The organism is Paenibacillus prosopidis (assembly GCF_003337375.1).
Taxonomy (GTDB): domain Bacteria; phylum Bacillota; class Bacilli; order Paenibacillales; family Paenibacillaceae; genus Pristimantibacillus; species Pristimantibacillus prosopidis.
Map to the genome: position 1 here is coordinate 1 of NZ_QPJD01000030.1, position 19,762 is coordinate 19,762.

30 protein-coding genes are annotated in these 19,762 nt (G+C 36.3%); 29 read left to right on the forward strand and 1 reads right to left on the reverse strand.

The window, feature by feature from the left end; translation table 11 throughout:
• Window positions 1-253 precede the first annotated feature (253 nt).
• The 4 genes from DFP97_RS28930 (at window position 254) to DFP97_RS31035 (ending at window position 1,614) form a co-directional block, all read left to right on the forward strand.
• The gene (locus tag DFP97_RS28930) at window positions 254-571 is read left to right on the forward strand and encodes a hypothetical protein (RefSeq protein ID WP_114384134.1); all 318 of its coding nucleotides are present in this window, start codon (window positions 254-256) and stop codon (window positions 569-571) included.
• Window positions 572-710: 139 nt separating this feature from the next.
• Window positions 711-1,136 carry a hypothetical protein gene (locus DFP97_RS28935; protein WP_114384135.1) on the forward strand — a complete coding sequence of 142 codons (426 nt, stop codon included), beginning with the start codon at window positions 711-713 and terminating at the stop codon, window positions 1,134-1,136.
• 149 nt (window positions 1,137-1,285) lie between these two features.
• Window positions 1,286-1,492: a helix-turn-helix domain-containing protein gene (locus DFP97_RS32390; protein WP_425453569.1), complete on the forward strand. Its 207-nt coding sequence runs from the start codon at window positions 1,286-1,288 to the stop codon at window positions 1,490-1,492.
• Window positions 1,444-1,614: a hypothetical protein gene (locus DFP97_RS31035; protein WP_181873722.1), complete on the forward strand. Its 171-nt coding sequence runs from the start codon at window positions 1,444-1,446 to the stop codon at window positions 1,612-1,614. The genes DFP97_RS32390 and DFP97_RS31035 overlap by 49 nt, the downstream gene beginning before the upstream one ends.
• A gap of 402 nt (window positions 1,615-2,016) precedes the next feature.
• On the opposite strand, the gene DFP97_RS28950 is transcribed toward DFP97_RS31035, so the two are convergent.
• Window positions 2,017-2,481, reverse strand: coding sequence for a stalk domain-containing protein (locus DFP97_RS28950; RefSeq protein WP_114384138.1), 465 nt, complete (start codon window positions 2,479-2,481; stop codon window positions 2,017-2,019).
• 510 nt (window positions 2,482-2,991) lie between these two features.
• On the opposite strand from DFP97_RS28950, the gene DFP97_RS30490 reads away from it, so the two are divergent.
• From DFP97_RS30490 to DFP97_RS29090, 25 genes are all read left to right on the forward strand, one after another.
• The gene (locus DFP97_RS30490) at window positions 2,992-3,264 is read left to right on the forward strand and encodes a hypothetical protein (protein ID WP_147275113.1); all 273 of its coding nucleotides are present in this window, start codon (window positions 2,992-2,994) and stop codon (window positions 3,262-3,264) included.
• A gap of 767 nt (window positions 3,265-4,031) precedes the next feature.
• Window positions 4,032-4,226, forward strand: coding sequence for a hypothetical protein (locus tag DFP97_RS28960; RefSeq protein ID WP_114384140.1), 195 nt, complete (start codon window positions 4,032-4,034; stop codon window positions 4,224-4,226).
• 154 nt (window positions 4,227-4,380) lie between these two features.
• Window positions 4,381-4,956, forward strand: a complete 576-nt coding sequence (locus DFP97_RS28965) for a hypothetical protein (RefSeq protein ID WP_114384141.1) — start codon at window positions 4,381-4,383, stop codon at window positions 4,954-4,956.
• 472 nt (window positions 4,957-5,428) lie between these two features.
• A complete protein-coding gene (locus tag DFP97_RS28970; RefSeq protein WP_114384142.1) occupies window positions 5,429-5,803 on the forward strand; it encodes a hypothetical protein in 375 nt (124 codons plus the stop codon).
• A 369-nt stretch (window positions 5,804-6,172) separates the two neighbouring features.
• The gene (locus tag DFP97_RS28975) at window positions 6,173-6,439 is read left to right on the forward strand and encodes a CD3324 family protein (protein WP_114384143.1); all 267 of its coding nucleotides are present in this window, start codon (window positions 6,173-6,175) and stop codon (window positions 6,437-6,439) included.
• Between the two features lie 230 nt (window positions 6,440-6,669).
• The gene (locus DFP97_RS28980) at window positions 6,670-7,716 is read left to right on the forward strand and encodes a phosphotransferase enzyme family protein (RefSeq protein WP_114384144.1); all 1,047 of its coding nucleotides are present in this window, start codon (window positions 6,670-6,672) and stop codon (window positions 7,714-7,716) included.
• Between the two features lie 566 nt (window positions 7,717-8,282).
• Window positions 8,283-8,726, forward strand: a complete 444-nt coding sequence (locus DFP97_RS28990) for a DUF5946 family protein (protein WP_114384146.1) — start codon at window positions 8,283-8,285, stop codon at window positions 8,724-8,726.
• A 1,070-nt stretch (window positions 8,727-9,796) separates the two neighbouring features.
• On the forward strand, window positions 9,797-10,105 hold the full coding sequence (locus DFP97_RS28995) for a DUF6980 family protein (RefSeq protein WP_114384147.1): 309 nt from the start codon (window positions 9,797-9,799) through the stop codon (window positions 10,103-10,105).
• A gap of 106 nt (window positions 10,106-10,211) precedes the next feature.
• Window positions 10,212-10,541, forward strand: coding sequence for a hypothetical protein (locus DFP97_RS29000; RefSeq protein ID WP_114384148.1), 330 nt, complete (start codon window positions 10,212-10,214; stop codon window positions 10,539-10,541).
• A 74-nt stretch (window positions 10,542-10,615) separates the two neighbouring features.
• The gene (locus DFP97_RS29005) at window positions 10,616-11,011 is read left to right on the forward strand and encodes a hypothetical protein (RefSeq protein WP_114384149.1); all 396 of its coding nucleotides are present in this window, start codon (window positions 10,616-10,618) and stop codon (window positions 11,009-11,011) included.
• Between the two features lie 139 nt (window positions 11,012-11,150).
• Window positions 11,151-11,657: a GNAT family N-acetyltransferase gene (locus DFP97_RS29010; protein ID WP_114384150.1), complete on the forward strand. Its 507-nt coding sequence runs from the start codon at window positions 11,151-11,153 to the stop codon at window positions 11,655-11,657.
• A gap of 103 nt (window positions 11,658-11,760) precedes the next feature.
• Window positions 11,761-12,090 carry a hypothetical protein gene (locus DFP97_RS29015; RefSeq protein ID WP_114384151.1) on the forward strand — a complete coding sequence of 110 codons (330 nt, stop codon included), beginning with the start codon at window positions 11,761-11,763 and terminating at the stop codon, window positions 12,088-12,090.
• 35 nt (window positions 12,091-12,125) lie between these two features.
• On the forward strand, window positions 12,126-12,770 hold the full coding sequence (locus tag DFP97_RS29020; protein ID WP_181873721.1) for a phosphotransferase enzyme family protein: 645 nt from the start codon (window positions 12,126-12,128) through the stop codon (window positions 12,768-12,770).
• A gap of 500 nt (window positions 12,771-13,270) precedes the next feature.
• Complete coding sequence (locus tag DFP97_RS29030) at window positions 13,271-13,576, forward strand: hypothetical protein (protein ID WP_114384154.1); 306 nt, start codon at window positions 13,271-13,273, stop codon at window positions 13,574-13,576.
• 13 nt (window positions 13,577-13,589) lie between these two features.
• Window positions 13,590-13,838 (forward strand): DUF7336 domain-containing protein, encoded by a 249-nt coding sequence (locus tag DFP97_RS29035; protein ID WP_114384155.1) that lies wholly within the window; start codon window positions 13,590-13,592, stop codon window positions 13,836-13,838.
• 168 nt (window positions 13,839-14,006) lie between these two features.
• The gene (locus DFP97_RS29040; RefSeq protein WP_114384156.1) at window positions 14,007-14,297 is read left to right on the forward strand and encodes a hypothetical protein; all 291 of its coding nucleotides are present in this window, start codon (window positions 14,007-14,009) and stop codon (window positions 14,295-14,297) included.
• A 172-nt stretch (window positions 14,298-14,469) separates the two neighbouring features.
• The gene (locus DFP97_RS29045; protein WP_114384157.1) at window positions 14,470-14,736 is read left to right on the forward strand and encodes a hypothetical protein; all 267 of its coding nucleotides are present in this window, start codon (window positions 14,470-14,472) and stop codon (window positions 14,734-14,736) included.
• A 114-nt stretch (window positions 14,737-14,850) separates the two neighbouring features.
• Window positions 14,851-15,804, forward strand: a complete 954-nt coding sequence (locus DFP97_RS29050; protein WP_114384158.1) for a YncE family protein — start codon at window positions 14,851-14,853, stop codon at window positions 15,802-15,804.
• Between the two features lie 201 nt (window positions 15,805-16,005).
• Window positions 16,006-16,269: a hypothetical protein gene (locus DFP97_RS29055; protein WP_114384159.1), complete on the forward strand. Its 264-nt coding sequence runs from the start codon at window positions 16,006-16,008 to the stop codon at window positions 16,267-16,269.
• Window positions 16,270-16,352: 83 nt separating this feature from the next.
• Window positions 16,353-16,643, forward strand: coding sequence for a hypothetical protein (locus DFP97_RS29060; protein ID WP_114384160.1), 291 nt, complete (start codon window positions 16,353-16,355; stop codon window positions 16,641-16,643).
• Between the two features lie 126 nt (window positions 16,644-16,769).
• Entirely contained in the window at window positions 16,770-17,174 is a 405-nt protein-coding gene (locus DFP97_RS29065) for a hypothetical protein (protein ID WP_114384161.1), read from the forward strand.
• A gap of 561 nt (window positions 17,175-17,735) precedes the next feature.
• Window positions 17,736-18,098, forward strand: a complete 363-nt coding sequence (locus tag DFP97_RS29075; protein ID WP_147275114.1) for a hypothetical protein — start codon at window positions 17,736-17,738, stop codon at window positions 18,096-18,098.
• Window positions 18,099-18,274: 176 nt separating this feature from the next.
• The gene (locus DFP97_RS29080; RefSeq protein ID WP_114384164.1) at window positions 18,275-18,571 is read left to right on the forward strand and encodes a hypothetical protein; all 297 of its coding nucleotides are present in this window, start codon (window positions 18,275-18,277) and stop codon (window positions 18,569-18,571) included.
• Between the two features lie 122 nt (window positions 18,572-18,693).
• Entirely contained in the window at window positions 18,694-18,960 is a 267-nt protein-coding gene (locus tag DFP97_RS29085; protein WP_114384165.1) for a hypothetical protein, read from the forward strand.
• Between the two features lie 176 nt (window positions 18,961-19,136).
• A complete protein-coding gene (locus tag DFP97_RS29090) occupies window positions 19,137-19,592 on the forward strand; it encodes a GNAT family N-acetyltransferase (protein ID WP_114384166.1) in 456 nt (151 codons plus the stop codon).
• Window positions 19,593-19,762 lie beyond the last annotated feature (170 nt).

Below are 19,762 nucleotides of genomic sequence, written 5' to 3' on the forward strand. Positions count from 1 at the left end.
TCTGAACCAAATATGCCTGGTGTTTTTGATAATATATTCGTAGGGATTTTCTTAATACTTGGACTAGTTTTAATAATAATTGGGTTAAATAAAGGGATTAAGAAATCTATTTGAAGTTATTCCGCTAACGGGAGACTATAGTTAATACTAACGCCTAAAGGCAGCCGGCCAGAATGATCGGCTGCCTTTGTTCAAGGGCAGGATATTGGGAAGAATGTATTCTAGATATGAGCTGATTAGGGGATGACCAAGATTGCAAATTGATAAACGAATTGAAGACAAAATATTTGAAGTGGATGGCTCCTATAGGGATATTTATGTCCATGATATTGATATCGTGGTTTGGGGAGAATTGCTGGACTTAATTAAGAAAACAGATTGGCAGCCACAACTATATAAAGACGGATACCAAGAAAAAATCAATAATTATAGCGCGAGACAAATATTTGATGAGAAAAATGATTTTGCCTTCACGTTAACATTTGAATTCAAAGGAATAAAAGTTTATAGTCATTTCTTTGACGAGAATGAAATGGAATTGATATTTCGCCAAAAGAGATTTCAACTTTAAAGGAAAGGAGTGCCTTATTTCAATTTATGCAATTCTTATCAAAAACGTTTGAAAAGAACGTATCAATTACCCCAGAGAATTCACCAGAAAATCCTTTTCTTAGCATATGTCCAGAAGGTACAGTAACGGTTTATCACTAGTGCAGGTAGCTGAACTAACGGATACGATAGCTGAGCGAGGGCATCACTCGGCCATAACCCCGAAAGGAGCGATAGACCTGGATACGATTGAATTAAGGAAATTTGTGATTGAGAAGAAGCCCTTTGAGGAGTCGAAGAAGGGTTTTTGGAATTGGATAAATTCTTGGAAAGAGGATGACCCGGAAGATTATTTCGAACTCTTCGGAAACGAAGACATTTCCTCAATAGAGCTAACAAACGAACGGATTGCTCTGGTTATTAACTATCGCTTTGATACGCCGATTGAGTTCATACAAACAACATTAAATGTAATCTATAAAGAAGACCTGATTGCACAATATCACTATATGCAGGATTTTAATGGCGAAGTTATGGATGATGTACTCAGTTTTGAAAAATACTCAATACTTACCAGGAAAGATTGAGCTAACGGATACGATAGTGCAGAAAAGGTGATGAAGCCGATCCATCGCTTCGTTGGGTGAAAACGTTTCGACTGCTACCCCTAGCTTTAAATAACGTAAAAGTTAAAAATAATAGGATCATTCGATTAGAATGATCCCATATTGGTAGGATCCAGGGAGAATTGGAGCGCCTGTACGATGATAAAGTTAATCATAAGAAAGTATTACGGCTTATGCAGGAAATGGGTATCCGGTCTATCATTTGCGCCAAGCGTCCATACTTCAGTAAATATCAGGTTGCGAAACCTGATGGAGGAGTTGCCCAAACTTGCTCAAACGTAAATTTACGGCTGACAAACCTAATCAGAAATGGATGACAGACATCAAGCAATACCGCTTAGGCGACCAGCGCCTAAAATTATCGGCCATTAAGGATCTGTGTGGAAAAGACATCGTAGCCTTCCATATGAGCAGAGAAATGATATTGAACTGGTATTAGAAACGTTCAGGAAAGCTTTAAAAGACCAAAAGGACGCAACTGGTAAGATAGCTGATCTGATCGTTCATAGCGATCAGACTTCCAGTATATGTCACATGCTTATCGCTACATGCTGCCTAAGGTTGGTGCCCAAACATGTCGCGTCGTCGCGGCAATTGCTTAGACAACGCCGTTATGGAACTTCTTCTCGCATCTGAAAGCGGAAGTGCTCTATTCTTATGATATCCGTTCCATGTACAACGTAGAATTGAAGAAATTTATAATACGTTTATACCAAGAACGAATTCAGCTAAAATTGAAAAAGCTGACACCGATGGAGTATCGGTACCAGCTTTCTGCATAGGGCTTTTCATTGTCAACTAAATTAGGGCTTGACCATACCGAGTACCGGGTTTTTTAATCCTATTTAGTCACTGTAATTGTTTTGATTTTCTGATCAAAAGTTACATTGAGATTATAATAAGTTGTTACTGGCTTTAATGGTATATAAATTCTATTGTTAATTAATAGAATTTTTGTATCCATTTCAATTTTTTCCTTTCCAGCATAAAAGAAGTCATCGCCCACATGAAATTGTAACAGAGGGGTTGGATTTGATGCAAAATCACTGTTGTAAATATTTAATGTTTTCGTTTCAGAAATAAATGACTTTGCCTTAGGTTTTACTGAGTAGGGAAGGCAATTCAGAAGCCCTATCAAATTAACATATGTCCGGCTATTAATAATTTGACCAGTAAAAGTTGCTTCATTGGCTACTGATGATTTAATCGTAACATTGCCGGTGGCTGATGCACTTGCTGAAATACAAAATGATAACAATGTCATTAACGCCACCAAAGAGGTCATCAATTTTACCCGAAGTAACATTTTCCTATTCACACTCCTATTTTTTTTAATACAGACGATTCTAAATGAAAAAGGTACCTGTTTATAATAACAGTAAATCAAGTAAGAAAGTACAACATGCTTACGAAATTTTTGAAAAAGCTACTGGAAAAGTTGGGAAAACCGGTATTAAGAATCGTTAAAACTGACATGAAAAATCGATTGGTAATACCAGAATGCTCAAAGATTATAGAGCAGAATGAACCAATGAGATTACATCAAAGATCAGGTAGGGAATAAAAAAAGTTAAGAAGTGCATATATCAAAGCTCTTCTTATGATAAAATTGAGGTGTATAAAATTTCCTATTTTAAAAGAATTTGATTTAGATATACCTTATACAAAAAAAGATGGAACACCTGAAGATTATGAAGCAACTTAGAGTCAAAAAAGAGTTCAATTTAGGGATGAAATTCGCTGTATAGCTTCACTTTATGAACGCTTTTTTATCAAATTTAAAACCGAAGACACATGGAAAGTTTTGATTTGTTGCGTGAACGAAGTAACAGATTCTAGGGTTATTGAACAGTTAGGTGTTTGTGAAGTTCAGATAAAATTTGATGTAGATTCATTCTTTTCCATGAATGATCAACGAAAAAAAGAAACAACTTTGGAAATATTGAGAAATGGAATAGATAAAATCGTTTCTGAAAAAAATTGGGATCCAACTCCATTCAACCAAGCATTTGATAACGTAATAAAAGAAGAATTGAAAAATGAGTGGTTTTGGAAAAAAACCGATTTCAAGTCCCGACAGGAAATTTAAAGCAAGTCTATACATCGTACACGAAGTATCTATTGTGAAAGGTTATTTAATTGTATGTAATAAGAAAAATCAAGAGTTAATTCGTTCAGAGGTTTTTCAGGATCGACCGAATGAATGGGCTTATGTGCCGTACCTTGGTAAAATACAATGGTTATCTTTAAGGGAAGCTGCTCTATTTAATAAAAAAAATGAGCTTGTCAGCAAAGTATCTTTATTATGAAGAAAACAACAAGTGCACACAACGGGAAATTGAGAAGGGAGTCTGTAAAATAGTTTTGTATTATGAGGTTAACCAGCTAAGTGTGGTTAACTTCTTTTTTCCTTTAAAAGTAAGCGTCAACCTAGCTTACCTTCAGCGGTCCAATAATCCGTGAGAAAATGAAGGCAACCTAATCAAATAGGAAGTTGTCTCAATTCTTGGCATTAGGGATCATGCCTTTCCAGCGCATCCGTTTATCACTGTATATGAGATCCATGGGATAGGGGTTGAGCAAGTTAACTATTGGGTTAAGTTGGAGCCGACCTCGCAAGCAGATATACATTTTACACACGACGGAGGATCTTTATCAGGAGAACGGTTTGAAATAGATGTAATTAATGGTCAGGTAGTAACAATTAAATAATATCTATTTATAATTCAAGTTTGAACTGCTAAACATGAGCGGAAAAGAGGTGGATATATGAAAATCATAAGAGCTAAATGGCAGGATAATGTGCAAACTAATATACGCACCACAATAACGAGTACATGAGGGAAGTGATCATAGATGGTATGGACTGCGATAATGAGCTTTATTGGATTACTTGCCTTTCTTGGTGTAATGCAGTGGATAACAGGTCAATTTGACATACAAATAATAATTCCTTTTTTCATCATTGGATTGTTTCTTGATGTCAATAGATCCAGTCAAAGAATAAAAGAATTAGAGACAAGATTGAAAAAATTAGAACAAGATAAATAACTTGTCGTGATTGAGGTATGTTAATGATTAAATTTGCACTAACGGGAACGATAGTTTAACTGCAATAGGCTGCCTCACGACAGTCTCAACTCAAGGCAGAATCGCGTAGATCTTTATAAGTTGAGTATATCTCGTATTATGGGGGCTTTATAATATGTTAGATAAAATTGAAGCACACCGTTTTATGTATCGATTTATTAAAAATCAAATTCAAATATATGAATTTGAACAGTGGTTGTATAGTCACGACGAGTTGGAAGACCTTCTTGGAGATAAAGAATATTTCGACTTTGTTTCTAGAGACTATAAAAATAAATATGCTTTTCAAGATACAGAAAAGCAAATTAGAAATCTGATCTCTCTTGGATTTTTTGAACAAGAAAGAATACTGGATTTGCTTAATAAATTAATTCAAAATGACAACGAACCTTTGCGAATAATGGAAAGATTGTACGACGATTACTGTGATGGTTATAATTTTTTGAGGTATATTGCTTTGTATTTTATTTCAACGAGCGATGAGTATTTAGAAGTACTTAAAAACGACCAGATAAGGCTTCAACAGTATCTGGCCCCTATAAAAGTCGACGCGAAAAGGTTATTAGCCTATTTTGAAAAAGACGAACTTTCTATTGTGGTCGAGAATGTTTACACTGACAAGAGAGATGTAGTAGATCGGATCGAACTGCACAGTATAAATGAAATGTTAGCCAAGAAAAAAGAGCCTTGAAAACATTAAGCTAACGGATACAATAGCAACTAAACAAGGAGCAATTTTCCAGCGGCAGAAGGGCAGGATAGTTCCAAAAATGGTAATATAACTGGAGCACGGTATTCGTTAGACCTTTCATACTCTCTCGAGAATAACAGCTTCTAACGCATAAGCAGCGGTAGGAAAGTTGAGATAGGATGTGCTTTATTATGATTAAAACAAAATTAATTATTATCATGCTACTGATTTCTGGATTGTTATTTTACACGCTAGCATCATTGTTTAAGACAGATGAACCTGTAACAGACATGTTATTATCATTGATAGTTGTAACCCTCTTTTATAAAGTCTTTTTTAAAGATAAAAAAGACTGAGTGCTGATCTTCCGCACTACCAAGCTAGAAAAGTCCTTATTAACATGTACTGCTGGACATTAAGCTAACGTGGATCGTTATTTAAAAGGATAACAAACTTGAGTGAGGAGACATTCATGAACTATTCGAAGCGTTATGTATGGATTGAAGCTGAAGAATGGCTAGTAGGCTCATGGGATTGTTATGATGTAAATTCCGATGTAATTGTTGTCTTTCCGGATCGATCCAAATGGGTTGCGAGCTTATTCACCTACAAAAATATCGAGACATTAAGGCAAAAGAACATTAAAACCGGTGAATGGATGGATGGTTCATTTTTTTGGTCCAGTGATATGGTGCTGATTGACTTTATAAGCAGGGAGAGAGTTGAACAGCTAATTAACCATCTGATCAAAGAGGATGAATTTCAATCAGTTTTTACGCGCTATCCTGATGTAGAAAGGGAAAATGACGAACACTATCCAGAGGGATTTTTTAGTGGGGATCATTAAGCTAACTGGTACGATAGTTCCATCAGATCAAGGAGCAGACGCCGCGGCAGCTGCTCCATTTTTCATTAAGCTAAAGGGCAGACTAGTTAAACACTAAATTCGCTGCTTCGCAGGATATTAGGTGTTCATATCGAAGTTATATATGGAAAAAAATACCCTGATTGTGCTAGAAACGATATTTTAGTAAGGAGGATCACTATGGCAAGGTTTAAGATAAGCTCTATGCAAAGTCTACACTATGAACAACGGCGGTTGTTTGTATGGAGCTAGAAATTAGTTACCGCCTTAATTCCTTGAATTGTGATAATTGTTTATAGAATAGACTTTGCTACCTTGAAAATTTCAACTATTTTAAGGAGTAGAGCTATCATGAAATATGTGAACGCTGATATCATTTTTCCAGAAGAATTATTAAAGGAAATACAGAAGTATGTACATGGTGGAATGGTATATGTCCCTAAACCTAAAGGATTACGTAAGAAATGGGGCGAAAATTCAGGTAGCAGAAAATATTTGAACCACAGAAACAATGAGATTCGTCAAAAATTTTCCTTCGGTGTAACTATTGATCAACTTTCAGATCAATTCTGTCTTTCTTGCTATAGTATTAAAAAAATCGTTTATTCAAAAAAATAGATTGTTAATAGTCACGTTGGATTAAATTCTGATGTGACTTTTTTATGTAATATTTAATTTCTAATTGTTTTTTATATATTCTCAAGGAGTTACTACAAATATAATTACATGTATAACAAGTATTTGGTTATTGCCTCATGAATATCGTAAGCTTATGGGGTTTTCTATGATGTTGTTAGTTCATAATTCGAATGACAAGACAAAAATATAATAGTTGAGGGAGACAATATATGTACGAATTTTTTCGATTTGATACAGATGAAAATAGGCGATCTTTACTAGTTCGAGCGAGGAAAGTGGCTTTATCGGCATTACAACAGTATGACTTGGAATGGGAGCGCATTCAATTTATCCAACTATCCGACACGATAACGTATAAAGTTGAGACAAGTACAGCGGAATGTTATTTGCTTCGTATTCATTCGGAACGATTGAGCAGAGAGGAAATTCGTTCAGAACTTGCTTTTCTCCAGGCATTGAACAAATCGCATGATCTAAATGTACCAGAAGGAATGGCAAGCTGTAACGGTTCTTATGTATTGGAGATCAATACTGAAGAGGGATATCAATGCCCCTATGTCACGATGATGCGGTGGGTAGAGGGGGAGCATGCAAGTGGGGAATTTACGGACAGCCGTGTTTATAGCATGGGCGTAATGATGGGTAGACTGCATGAAGCTGCTACGAATTTCGTTCCGCCTTCTGATTTTGTTCGACCCCAATGGGGAGCAGATAGTTTTAGACGTGAAATGGCCAAGTTGGAACGGTATTATCCACGTTTTTTATCGGATGAGGCATGGAGGTCATATCAAGCTGCAGCTGAGAAGATCGTATCTGAACTTGCTGGAATGCAGCGGAACAACCACAACTACGGACTTGTGCATGCGGATTTACATTCAGGCAACATCGTTTTCAACGATGATCACCCCTATCCGATTGATTTCGGGAGGTGTGGTTACGGGTATTATCTCTATGATATGGCAGGCACGTTGTTAGAGCTTTATCCTAAGCATCGATGGATGTTTATCCAAGGCTACGAGAGTGTAAGAAAGCTGGAAACGGACTACGTTCGGTATCTAGAATGTTTCTTCGTCATGTTTATGATCGAGAATTACTGTCATCATGCCTCCGATCCAAGAGAAACATCTAGTTTAATTGATGAACAACAGTATGCCCAAGCGTACATAAGAGAATATTTAAATGATACTCGATTTCTATTCAATGTGATCGAACCTGTTAAAATCGATCGGTCAACTATTATGGATTTGAGGAATTAATAATGAGATTTACAACGGACCCGAGAATTGTTGTCAGACCATCGTCCGTTATGAGTTGTCATCTATTGTTTAAGCTAACGGATACGATATCACAATGACAACAGGCCGGCATCATCGGCAGCCTGTTCAGTTAACTGGCAGTTATGCTCTATGACAATCAATATCTAAATAGAGGTTTCTCGATGTTAAAGGGCTTAGTTTGAATAGGGAGAATATTAATAACATTGACAAATTCAAATATAAATTAAAGGAGCTGAAATATGTGGTCAATCATGCTTACAAGGTATTGGGGACAATATTTATGATTTCAAGTGGATTAATCTATACTATTGAAAGATGTGTGGCTAATATTTCTTATTCGTTTATTCTGGCTGGTTACGCATCACACGGTACAAATACTGATTTCAAACCAGAATACCCGAGTTTCAATGATAACTTCTTTGTCTTGTTTTTCTTAATCATTGGAATTTTAATATTTGCTTATGGGTTAATCAAGAAGCACTGAACTAACGGATACTATAGTATAGTTCAAATAAAAGCAACATCAAAGTTGAGGAGGAACAAGCATGACTGAAGCCTGCCATACGTGCGGCGCCGTTCTACCGGAAGGGAGCACGTGCCAAACGATTTTCGATGAATTTCTGGCTCTAGAATTCTCAGATCCCCGATACGGGCAGGTCCACTTTCTCACTGTGGCCTGCTTCTTGGTTCAACATAATGGATACAGTGACTGTGCGCTCGTTTGGATACAATCCGCGCTGAACAACTATCTGGAGGATGAACGCAATACTCAACAGATTCGCCGGAAAGCTGTCAAAAGTATGGCAGAGTACAGCAAGGAGATCAGAAGGAAACCGGATGCGGCACCACTACCCAAGGTCGCTTGGTCCATGACGATCGCCGACGTCGCCGCGCAGATACATGATGCGGAGAGCTATTGCAAGCTCATCGAGCAATGGGGATATACGACGCTCCAAGAGATGACTGCTCTTCATATGGGGAGAATCTAGGATCTGGAGAGTCGAGGGTTATTGAGCTATTGGGTACGATAGTTTGATCAATAATACGATGGCAGCGCCCGTGGGCATACTGTTTCAGGTCACCTGTAAATTCGATTTAGTTAGTCTTAAGAAAAAAAAACATTACTACATAAAGCAATGTTTTAATTTGCCAGAAGAAAGAACTTCAAGTTAGTAAGAGTAAAATTGATGAATGGTTACTATCTGAACAAATCGTTGAATCGAATAAATTTTGGCAAGTCTATTCTAATATTATCTCAAAAGATATGCTAAAAGACTGATCTGATACTTTTATAATATCCTCTTCCGGAAAAAAGGGAAGTATTGATACAGAATCAAGTAATTATAAATACAACGAAAATGGCTTAACACCTACTATAAATGATCCCACTATCACTAATTATTCAATTAGAATAAATGATGAGAAAAACAACAAAAAAATTGTGATTTTTTATGATGAATAAATAACCTGACGGCTTACAGGTGACCGGATGTCGGGGGACAAGAACATATATGCTTAAGAATCCGCGTAAATCGCGGCTTTTTTATTTTAAGGATATATGTTCTTGTCCAAAGTCAAGGACAAGAACATATATCCTTAGCCGTAATAGGACAAGAACATGTATCCATAACCGATCCAACACTAAGTTTGTTTACGGTGGTGGATCGATTAGTTCTGGAAACCCCACAATTCCAGGTATTTCTTTGACTTTAATAATAATAGTAGTCTGTTTATGTATGCTGTTGATGATTATTAAAGAGAAAAAGCAAATCATTTACGATCACATATGCACCATTAAGCTAGTATGAAAGAACGGATTAACTTTCATTCTCTGTGGTGCCGCCCTTTGTGCGGCATGGATGTTAACGGGTACGATAGTTAAATGTCACATGAATACGTTTCAGGGAAACGCGAGACAAAACTGTAATTCAAAGTTTTGTCTCGTGTTTTTATTTAAACAAAATTGTATTGCTTATTAAAGCAATCGGTGCACATCTGGGCAGGGACATTAGAATATTGTTTTACGGTATAATGATTAAAAAAGAAATCGGAGGACGATATGGGAAAAAAACATTGTTGTGATACTATGACGCAGCAGGCAAACTACGTTTGCGAACAACATAATAATCCTTTTGAATGTCCAGATAATTTGATTTTTTACAATCAAAAATTTGATGAATACGGAATAATCATTCATGATGGTTGTTCATCGTATTCCTTAATTACATACTGCCCTTGGTGTGGCTCAAAACTCCCAGAACCAAAGAGGGATTTATGGTTCGACTCACTTGAGGAAATGGGTTTTGATGACCCTGCCGAACAAGAAATTCCAGAGGAATTCAATTCAGACAAATGGTACAACAAATAGATTTTACGTCTGCTCAGCTGCGCGGTGAACGCCGGAAAGTCGTTTTGTATTGGAGAAACGCGGTATTGCAGGGCATGGATCAAATATAAAAAAGGAGGCAAATAACATGGAGAGCAGATTAACTCCTAAACAACAAAAACGACAGCAAGAGCGTGAGATGATTGAGGAATATCAAAAATTGGTAACTGAGCAAGCTCTGGAACCCTTGTATCAATCTTTTTTGGAATGGAAATCAGGGGCTTTGCCTTATTTCGAACTAACTGAGCTAATCCACGTATTCCATAAAAAGAATCAGGAGATCTACAAGGACTTTACTTACACAGATCATAAAGATCTCCTTCTACTTGCTAAAATGAAATTGGACCGATTAACAGAACAGGATATTATTGATAATAAGTGGCTACTGGAACGATGGGGGTTTGAAGATAAAACCTAAATTATACGCCAGATACAGGGGAACAGATAGCGAGGCTCCTGATTTGGTTAACACATTGTAGGGAGTAATAAATTATGTTACCTTTATCGAATAAAATTACTTTGTCTTCGATTGATAATTCTGCAAAGCTCGAATTAGCGACAAGATATCTGGTTCGAATTAAATTTACATTTGGTTTGACTGCAGTTACAAAATTCAGATCACATACTTCTCATTTTTGTGTGAGAAAAGAACAGATTGAGGATTTTGTTCATTGTATCAATTCCCAAGAAAAAGTAATAGAACTTCAAGTTAATGATTCTGATGGATATATAAGAATTCAGTTTCAGAAAAATAACATTATTGTTCGTGCACAAATCAGCGGCTCGTATGAAGATAATATTTACATTGAATTTATCACAGGAAGCAAAGCTTTATTAAAATTTACTGGGGGACTTAGAGATCTTCTAAGTTTTGAAGATGCTTACTAAATTGCACTGAGCTAACAGGTACGATAGTGAAGAAATAAGCGATGGAGCCAATCCATCGCTTCGTTGTGCTAACGGAGAAGGGATAAGCGAAAACCTATCGAAATAATCTAGTAAAAACTTCTGAGGCAAAGGAGATTCTATGATTGAAATACGTTGGGCTAAGTTAGAAGATGCTCAAGATCTGGGCTTTGTCCATTCAGAGTCTTATCGGGCTGCATATAAAGGAATAATACCAGATGAATATCTAAATCAGTGCACACCAATCGTGAGAGAGAGGTATTTTTATAAAGCTCTCATTCAAGGTACAGAACAAATTGCAATAATGTTAGTTGATAACAAAGCTGTAGGATGTATGATATTAAAAGCTTGCAGTGACATTGATTTACAACAATGCGGGGGAGAAATATCCGCGATATACCTGCTTCAAAATTACAGAGGTATGGGGCTTGGAAAACATTTATTGAACTGGGGAATAGACAAATTTAAAGAACTTGGATATGGAATAGCTTTCTTATGGGTGCTGAAGGATAACAAAAATGCTATCAGGTTCTATGAATACCAACATTTTTTGTGCGACGGAACAGAGAGGCAAATTTATAGAGGCAGAAATTTAATTCAGATTAGATATCAAAAGACTCTTATTTAAGTGAAGAATCGAGTCATATCCATTGCGGATACGTTAAGGGATCGGGATAGTTCCAATGTTTGGTATTATGAACTATTGAATAAGATTGATTAGGGGCTGATGGATGTTGGTTGGTCTTGAAGAACAAGATGAAATAAAGGTTGTCTTTGATAGTGCCATCAAGCTCTATCATAATAGCGCAATAAATAATGAGAGATACATGAGGGGCAACAATAATATTGTTTGTAGCTGCACCATTGGAAACGAGGAGCACTTTATTCGTATTACCCCGGTGGCAACGAAGAAGAAGGACTTGATCGCCGCAGAGATAGAATGGATTCAATTTTTATCTGAAAAGGTGTTTCTGTTTCATCACCCATACGTTCAAAAGGTGGAAAGTATGTCGAGGAAATTGCATGCAAGCAGGATATATTTGCCGTTGTATGCATTGTAAAAGCAGCAGGGAGGAAAGTATCCTTTCATGATAAAGTGGAAGATTGGAATCCGCAACTTATCCAAAACTGGGGAAAGATCACTGGAGAAATTCATCAGTTAACAAGGCAATATAGCCCACCTTTAGGCAGCAATAGCCGACCTTCGGGCATCGTAGAAAGCAACCAATTATTAAACAGCATAAACGTGTTACAAGAACAGGACCCTTACGTAGTTAAACAATATTATACGGTCAAAAAACAGATAGAAGAGCTGTCTAAGAATAATCATTACGGGCTCATACATAATGATAATCACCATGGTAACTTTCGAGTGGATAGAGAATGGAAAATAACGCTCTTCGATTTTGATGAATGTGCATATTTTTGGTTTGCAAATGAGCTTTCAATTCCGCTATATGATGCGACCATGGATAAGTGTAGACTTGAAGTATCCAGAAATAACCCTATCCGAAGTGAGTATATAAAGGAGTTTTTTACGAGTTTTATTGAAGGATACTCTCAGAAGTACACTGTCGATGATGGTTTATTAAAACAAATTCCAATCTTCTTAAAAATCAGGGATATTACAAGATATATTTTAATGAAAGATATGTTTAGGGATAACGAAGGGCTGCAGCAGCATTTGATCGAGTTGAGAAAGACAATTGAAAACGAACTACCATTTAGCGAGATCATATAGTACAGCTCGTTGAACTAACGGATACGATAGTGCAATGACAACAGGCAGACAATATATGAGTAATAAAAAATGATTAACTATTGTCACAAAATAAGTTATTATGTAAGTATTCTTAGCTATATTGATTGGTTAGCAACCACTCGTGATGATAATGTTAATTGAAATTGATGGCTATTTTCACCGTATTCACATTACAGGTGCCAAATGTACTAAACAGGAATTAAAACAAAAGTATTTACAAGCAAAAAGGTTGACTTCTGATATTAGAGAATTACCCGAAGTATTTTGCAGATTCCATACCTTTGATCAAATACCTCTTGATAATGATGTAGAGGTTGATTTCGTAATTGATACTGACACAAATAGAATATACAAACCAATTTATTGAGCTAACGGAAAAAATGTTGAGGAGTATGTGCTTGCACAGCTCCTTTTTTTGTTTATTGAATTAATGGGCAATATAGTTTAATAAAGAATTAGATAAAAAGGGAGAAGTATGTATGTTATCTGAAGGGTCTGAAAATAATTTTGAATTTTCACAACTTTTTTCACAACTTGCTGTATCGCCATTGTTTATTTTAATGATTGTTGCAAGTATTGTGTACTTAAGAATTTTAAGAAAAGATAAAGGTTTTTGGACGAATTTTGGAAGGGTTGCTGCTGTGGTTTATATTGTTATATACCTAATCGACTTTATATTAGATTCTTGTACAACGGATAGCGATAGTTCAATGCTGAAAAGGGTGCCGCGAGGCAGCCCCGCTAATTTGCAGGATAGTTTAATTATTTCGCGAATACACCTTTAGAGGTGAATAGAAGATGAAAACTGTATATTTAGTTGAACATTCTTATGAGGTCGGGGAAGATGGAGTCTACGATGAGACAAAACTAATAGGAATATATTCGTCATTAGAAAAAGCAGAATCAGTGGTGAAAAGATACAAAACACTTCCAGGGTTTAGAGATTATTTAGATGCTTTTTATATTGTTGAATATGAAATTGACAAAGATAATTGGACAGAAGGGTTTATTAATTGGTCTGAAGCGAATGAGAAAGAAGATGAGTAGCTTGTTTACTTCGTTAAACTACCATGAAAGAACGGATTAACTTTCATGCTCTGTGGTGTAGCATAAGAGATGCATGTTAACGGGTACGATAGTTCAATTCAGACAGATTAAAACCTTCCAAAAAGAATCGCGTTACTGCATGTACCGTGGATTTGAAGGAGCGTGTTCATGTTTATTTGGAGAAGAGCGGCATTTTGGTTCTCGTTATTCAGCGTTATCATTTGCTTTCACGACTATTGGAAAACGATTCATATTCATAATCCGACGATTCTCATGATAGGACTTGGACCGTTTGAGCCATTCCATCATTGGATGCTGGATTTTGATCCTTTTGAGCCGCCAGTTACTGCCGCTATCAGTGCAAAAATACGCGGTTATGTCATGCATTTGATTTTTTTCTTTTTAGTAGGCACGGCTCTTGATAAACTTATCCGCAAATTAAAACGAAAGCGAACCTGAAGGTATGTATTTTCGCGGCCGGTCGATTAAGCTAACGGGAAACGATAGTTCAACACCAAAACGGCTGCCGCGGGGCAGCCGTCATTGCGCTAACGGGCAGTTTATTTGAACAATATCTTTGAATATGCATCCAAAAATAGGGGATTATACTCGTAGAAAAAGGGGGATTTCGATGGGTATTGTGATACATGAAGGAAGTCGGCTTATAGCTTGGATTTTTGGATTTGGTATGACACTACTGGGCGGATACTCCCTTCGTGATTTCATTAAAGAATTTAAAGGTGCTAAGAAAGAAAATCACCTGACATTATGGGCAGTACTTGAATTTTCATTCGAAATCCTTACTTTAAATACTATTGGTTGGTTTATTATTTTTTTTGCAGGTTTACTCATCTTAATCGCACTTTCGATTGATTTTATTCGTACAGTATTAAGCTAATGGGTACTAGAGCGCCATCACAACAGGCAGTATAGTTTGAATTATAAATACCCAAAATGTTATGTAGTGTACGGAATCTTCGTTTCACATTTGCGCTGTTTAAGGAGATAACACATGTTTCAAATGAATCTGATAAAAAAATTAAAAACTTCATATAGAATAAGAATGTCAAGTGATAATAGATATTTGTGTCATAATATGGGTAGTAAGACGATTGTTTTTGACTTGAAATCCTGGGACAAAATTGCTGAGCTAGATAAACCTAAACATCCATCCGATATGAGATTCTCTAAAAACAATGAATATTTATTGATTAAAAATACTGTCGGTACCATTTGCGTTTATGATACAGTCGACTTTTCATTGGTAAAAACATTTCAATCCAATAAAGCTTATAAATTAATTGAAGGTGATGTTAATTTTACCCAAGACAACTTGATACTCGATATCCTCCACACCAGTTACGGTCGTCAAATCGCATTAATTGATATTCATACAAAGGAACATGAAATACTAACAGATTTTGAAGACTCACTTCTTTTAACTGGTTGCCCAACCCTTATTTATTATAATCAGTTTATACAAACTGAAAATTCACATTTATTTACGTTGAGTTATGTTGACGAAACAGATTATAGATTGCATAAAATTGTAAAAGTAAAAGAACCCATAAATAAAGATTCAATTGAGGTACTAAGCAATTCAGAAATTTGGTATTGGGATTCTGTGGTTTTTGACTCCATTCATCAAGTTTTTATCTTAGTACAAGCAAATGAAATAACCTTAGTGGACTCAGAATTTAAAAAAGTTTTAAAGAAAAATGACATTGTAACTAATGATTATCCTGACGAGACTGGATACTTTAGACACATCCATCTTTCAAACGATAGTAACTTTATCGTTGTTACTTATAGTAGCAAACTTTTCATCTTGAGGTATAAAGATTTAACAACCATATTGGTTGAGAACATTCCTTATGCTTGTTTTGCCGAATTTAGTAACGATAACCGATATTTACTCATTGGTACGTGGAATAACGGATACGTGTTAGAGAATAATTTAAAATAGATAAATCGAAGCGGTTTGGATGTTCCATCTATGAAGTTTGTTAATGACCGAACAAAACAGGATGACATCGAAAAAACACCTCTGATAGAAATGACTAATTACGCTAACGGGTACGAGAGTTCAAGGACAACAGTCTTCCATCATAACTGGTAGTATTTTTTCAACTGTCAGGCACAGTTCTAAAGGGATTGGAGGAACTCAATGGATTGGAATTTTGATACCCCAGAGAATATACAAGAATTTATAGTTCATTTAGTCAATGAGTTAGAGGGAATTGGTGAAACAGATTTATTGAGAGAACTTAAAGATTGGAGAGATACTTTCTTCACTACATCAACAGAGTATTTCGGAGAACTACTTGTAATAACCAAACAATTGCTAAACAATAAACCTAAATTGTCACGTACTGATATTAAAAATCTAAAAAGGCTAATGTTAACTCTTGAGGATGTACTTCGTGGCTGAGAGTATTTAGGCAAAGTCTAGAGACATTGAACTACGGGCACGATTGTTCAACAAATAGAATTATTGGGTTGGAGAGTGCATTAATGATGGAAAAATATCCAGAAAATTATTTCGAACACTTTATTTTTAGCTTAAAAGCCACGAACAAACAACAAAATGAGGAAGGTTTTGCGGACTTAGCAAAATTATATATTGAAATCGAGGGTATTGATGTATTTTCGGAATTGATTAAAGAGATCGAACTGATTGGTGCAAACAATGATTGGGGTTATTTTGAAAAAACAGCTAAAGAGTATGAATTGGATAACATGGGCCTTGAAAATATAAAAAAATTGGCTGAAATTGCTAGAAAAATTTATAACGCATTACGCTAACGGGTACGATAGTGGGGGAGCTGCCGCGAGGACAGCTCCTTTTTGATGCTCATTGAAGTAACGGGCAGGAGAGTGGAACATTATCTCGAAGTTTCCGTCTAATTATTGAGGTTAAGGGGGGATTTAATGAATCGAGTTCTTTGTATGATTATCCTTATTTTCTTAATGGTCCTTGCGGGATGTAGTACTAATAATCCATTGACCCTTGAACATTTATTGGATGTTTTTCAAAAAGAGGGGTTACAACTTACTAAAGCAGAAGAAAATCCAGAGAACATTTTTCAGCAAGGGATAAATGGAGTAAAACCAAGCTTTTACCAATTATCCGCTGGCGTCATTCATTTTTATATTTTCAAGTCTAATAAAGAACGGAAAGAAGGTCGTGAGGACTTTTACGATAGACCTGTTGAGTTTGTAGAACATGGAGCATTCGAAATAAAAAATGTATTAATTTTTTATGTCTATGAGAAGAATCAGGATGACGAAATTGGAAAAAAAATTAATGACTTAATTCAAGAACTCAAAAAATGACTGATTAACTCCTGGATTTACGACCAAAGTTATGTTGAAGCATCATTTAGTTGATTGAACTTACGGATACGATATTTCAACCATAAAAGGGAGCAAATCGCCGCGGCACTGTTCCCTGTTTAATTGAAGTAACGGGCAAGGCATTAACAATTTGTGGTACCATATGATGTATAATGATATTGTTGATTAGGAGGGCTTGGGTGAAACATTGGAGATATTTAGGCATCCTTTCATCGTTAGGAACGATAGTGCTTTGGCTAATTCTAAACTTCAATAACCCATATAACTCTGCGTCACCAAGTAATGACGTTCTCATAAGAACGGGGGCATTTCTTTTAGCCCCAGCATTTGTAGCAGTAATAGGATCGATTATTCGGAAACGTTTCATTATGCTAATCGCATATTTTTGGTCGCTCCCTTTAAGCGTCTACCTAGCTATGACGCCCAGTATTTTTAAGTATTTATAGTTACTTCATTCTGTTATCTTTTGGCCGGGATTCTGATGAGAAAGATGATTAATACCAGCAACAGCCCATGACGCTAACGGGTACGATAGTTCAAATGAAAGAGCAATTTTATTTTCAAAATTCTCTCAAAGGAATGTTATATTTGACAAAGATAAACCAAACGATTTTATATAGAATATGGCGTATTGCATCTTTGGTTATTTTTCTATTTGGAATTGTGTTTTGGTCAATATTTTTCTTTGTTCCCGGGCAAAACAAACCATTAAATGAGGGTATGCCTATTTGGCTGTGGACATTAGTTGCCAATCCAATAGGTGCTGTCTTTGGATATTTTGGAAAAAGCCGTTTGGGGTTGATTGGGAATATCGTAATGGCTTTTAGCATATTCCCCATGATTTTTATAGCATCCGTACATGAATATATTCTCCATGTATTCTTCGGAAAAGGAAAGCCATAACTTTCGGTAATCAAAATAAAACATGGATATTTCATGGGTTGACGAAGTGTTGAACCGATAATGTAGGGATAAAGCAATTATTGGACATGAGAAATGTTTCATTACGCTAACGGAGTACGATAGCTCAACCTACATATTTCTGACAATCATCTTGTACTGAACAAGGGAGGTCAATCATGGAAACAATACGTTCAGTCAAAGCACTCATTACCTGGGATAGGGACCCAAGCAATTATCCCTGTAATAATTGGTTGCATGATCTAATTGTGAACTACGGAGATCTCGAGGGTAAGCAGTTTACCGGGGAAGCTTGGACCGTACCTGTTAGAATTACAGGTCCAATTAAAGGTACTTGGGATACATATGCGGATGTACGATTTCTAGTCGATGACGCGCCTTGGCAAGATCTTGTCAGCGGATATACATTTAGATTATGGGCTGGAAGAGAGGTTGCTACGGTCAAGATCCTATAGTTTGTAACAAGGGGTTACGCAACGGGTAAGTTAGTTAAATAGCATACATCGATGAGCAGGAGCTGCAGGAGCCTGCTCATTTTATTCATTTTATTAAGCTAACGAGCAGGATAGTTTAAAGAATGACTTCTATAATAGATAGGATGATTAGTATTAATAACTACAAAAACAAAGTAAAATGGTGTGTGATTTGTGACCAGGGCTGGGTTGAAATTTTAAAAGAGGCTAAATCAAACAAGCTAATTCTATGTTGTAGTGAATGTGAATCAACTTGGGAACATCCTAATTATGTTCATAATGCTGAAAAAGCATCTTCAACAGATGAACTACTGGTCGAACCTGATGATGACGAAATCAAACACTGGGAGAAGTATATAATCGAACGATGATGGGACCGATGAACACATAACAGGTGGTTCAACTAACGGGTACGATAGCGCATAGAGACACGAAGGCAGCCGGCCAGTACGATCGGCTGCCTTTTCTCCACCGGCAGGATAATTGAGTATGAATATGGAAAACCAAAATTAGCAATTAAATAAATGTAGGAAATGGAGTGGTCTTTCTGAATATTAAACTAGATGATTTAACTGGTCCTGAGGTGGCTTCATTAATCGGGGAGCATCTTCAGGGTATGGCTCTTCATTCCCCATCAGAAAGTATACATGCCTTAAATCTTGAGGGATTGAAAAAAACGGATATTACTTTCTGGAGCGCATGGGAACAAGATCAATTAGTTGGTTGTGGAGCACTTAAGGAACTTGATGGACAACATGGTGAGGTAAAGTCAATGCGTACTTCTTCATCACATCTGAGAAAAGGTGTTGCGAAGAGAGTCCTTGCACACATCATTGAGGAAGCCAAGCGACGTAATTATCAACGTTTAAGTTTGGAAACGGGATCGATGGAAGCTTTCGAACCGGCAAGAAAACTTTACGAAAGTTTCGGCTTTCAGTATTGTAGGCCATTTTCAGATTATATTGAAGACCCGAATAGTGTATTTATGACAGTAGAATTATGAGGTACATAATCAGCTATCACCTTTTCCACTAACGGATACTATAGTTCAGGAGCTGAGGCAGTCCCTCTTTGATCTTTGAAGTAACGGCAGGATACTGACATAATTTCATGAATTTAGACTGAAAGTATAATTTGATAGGAGGGATTTTACTGGAAATAGAAATCATACCC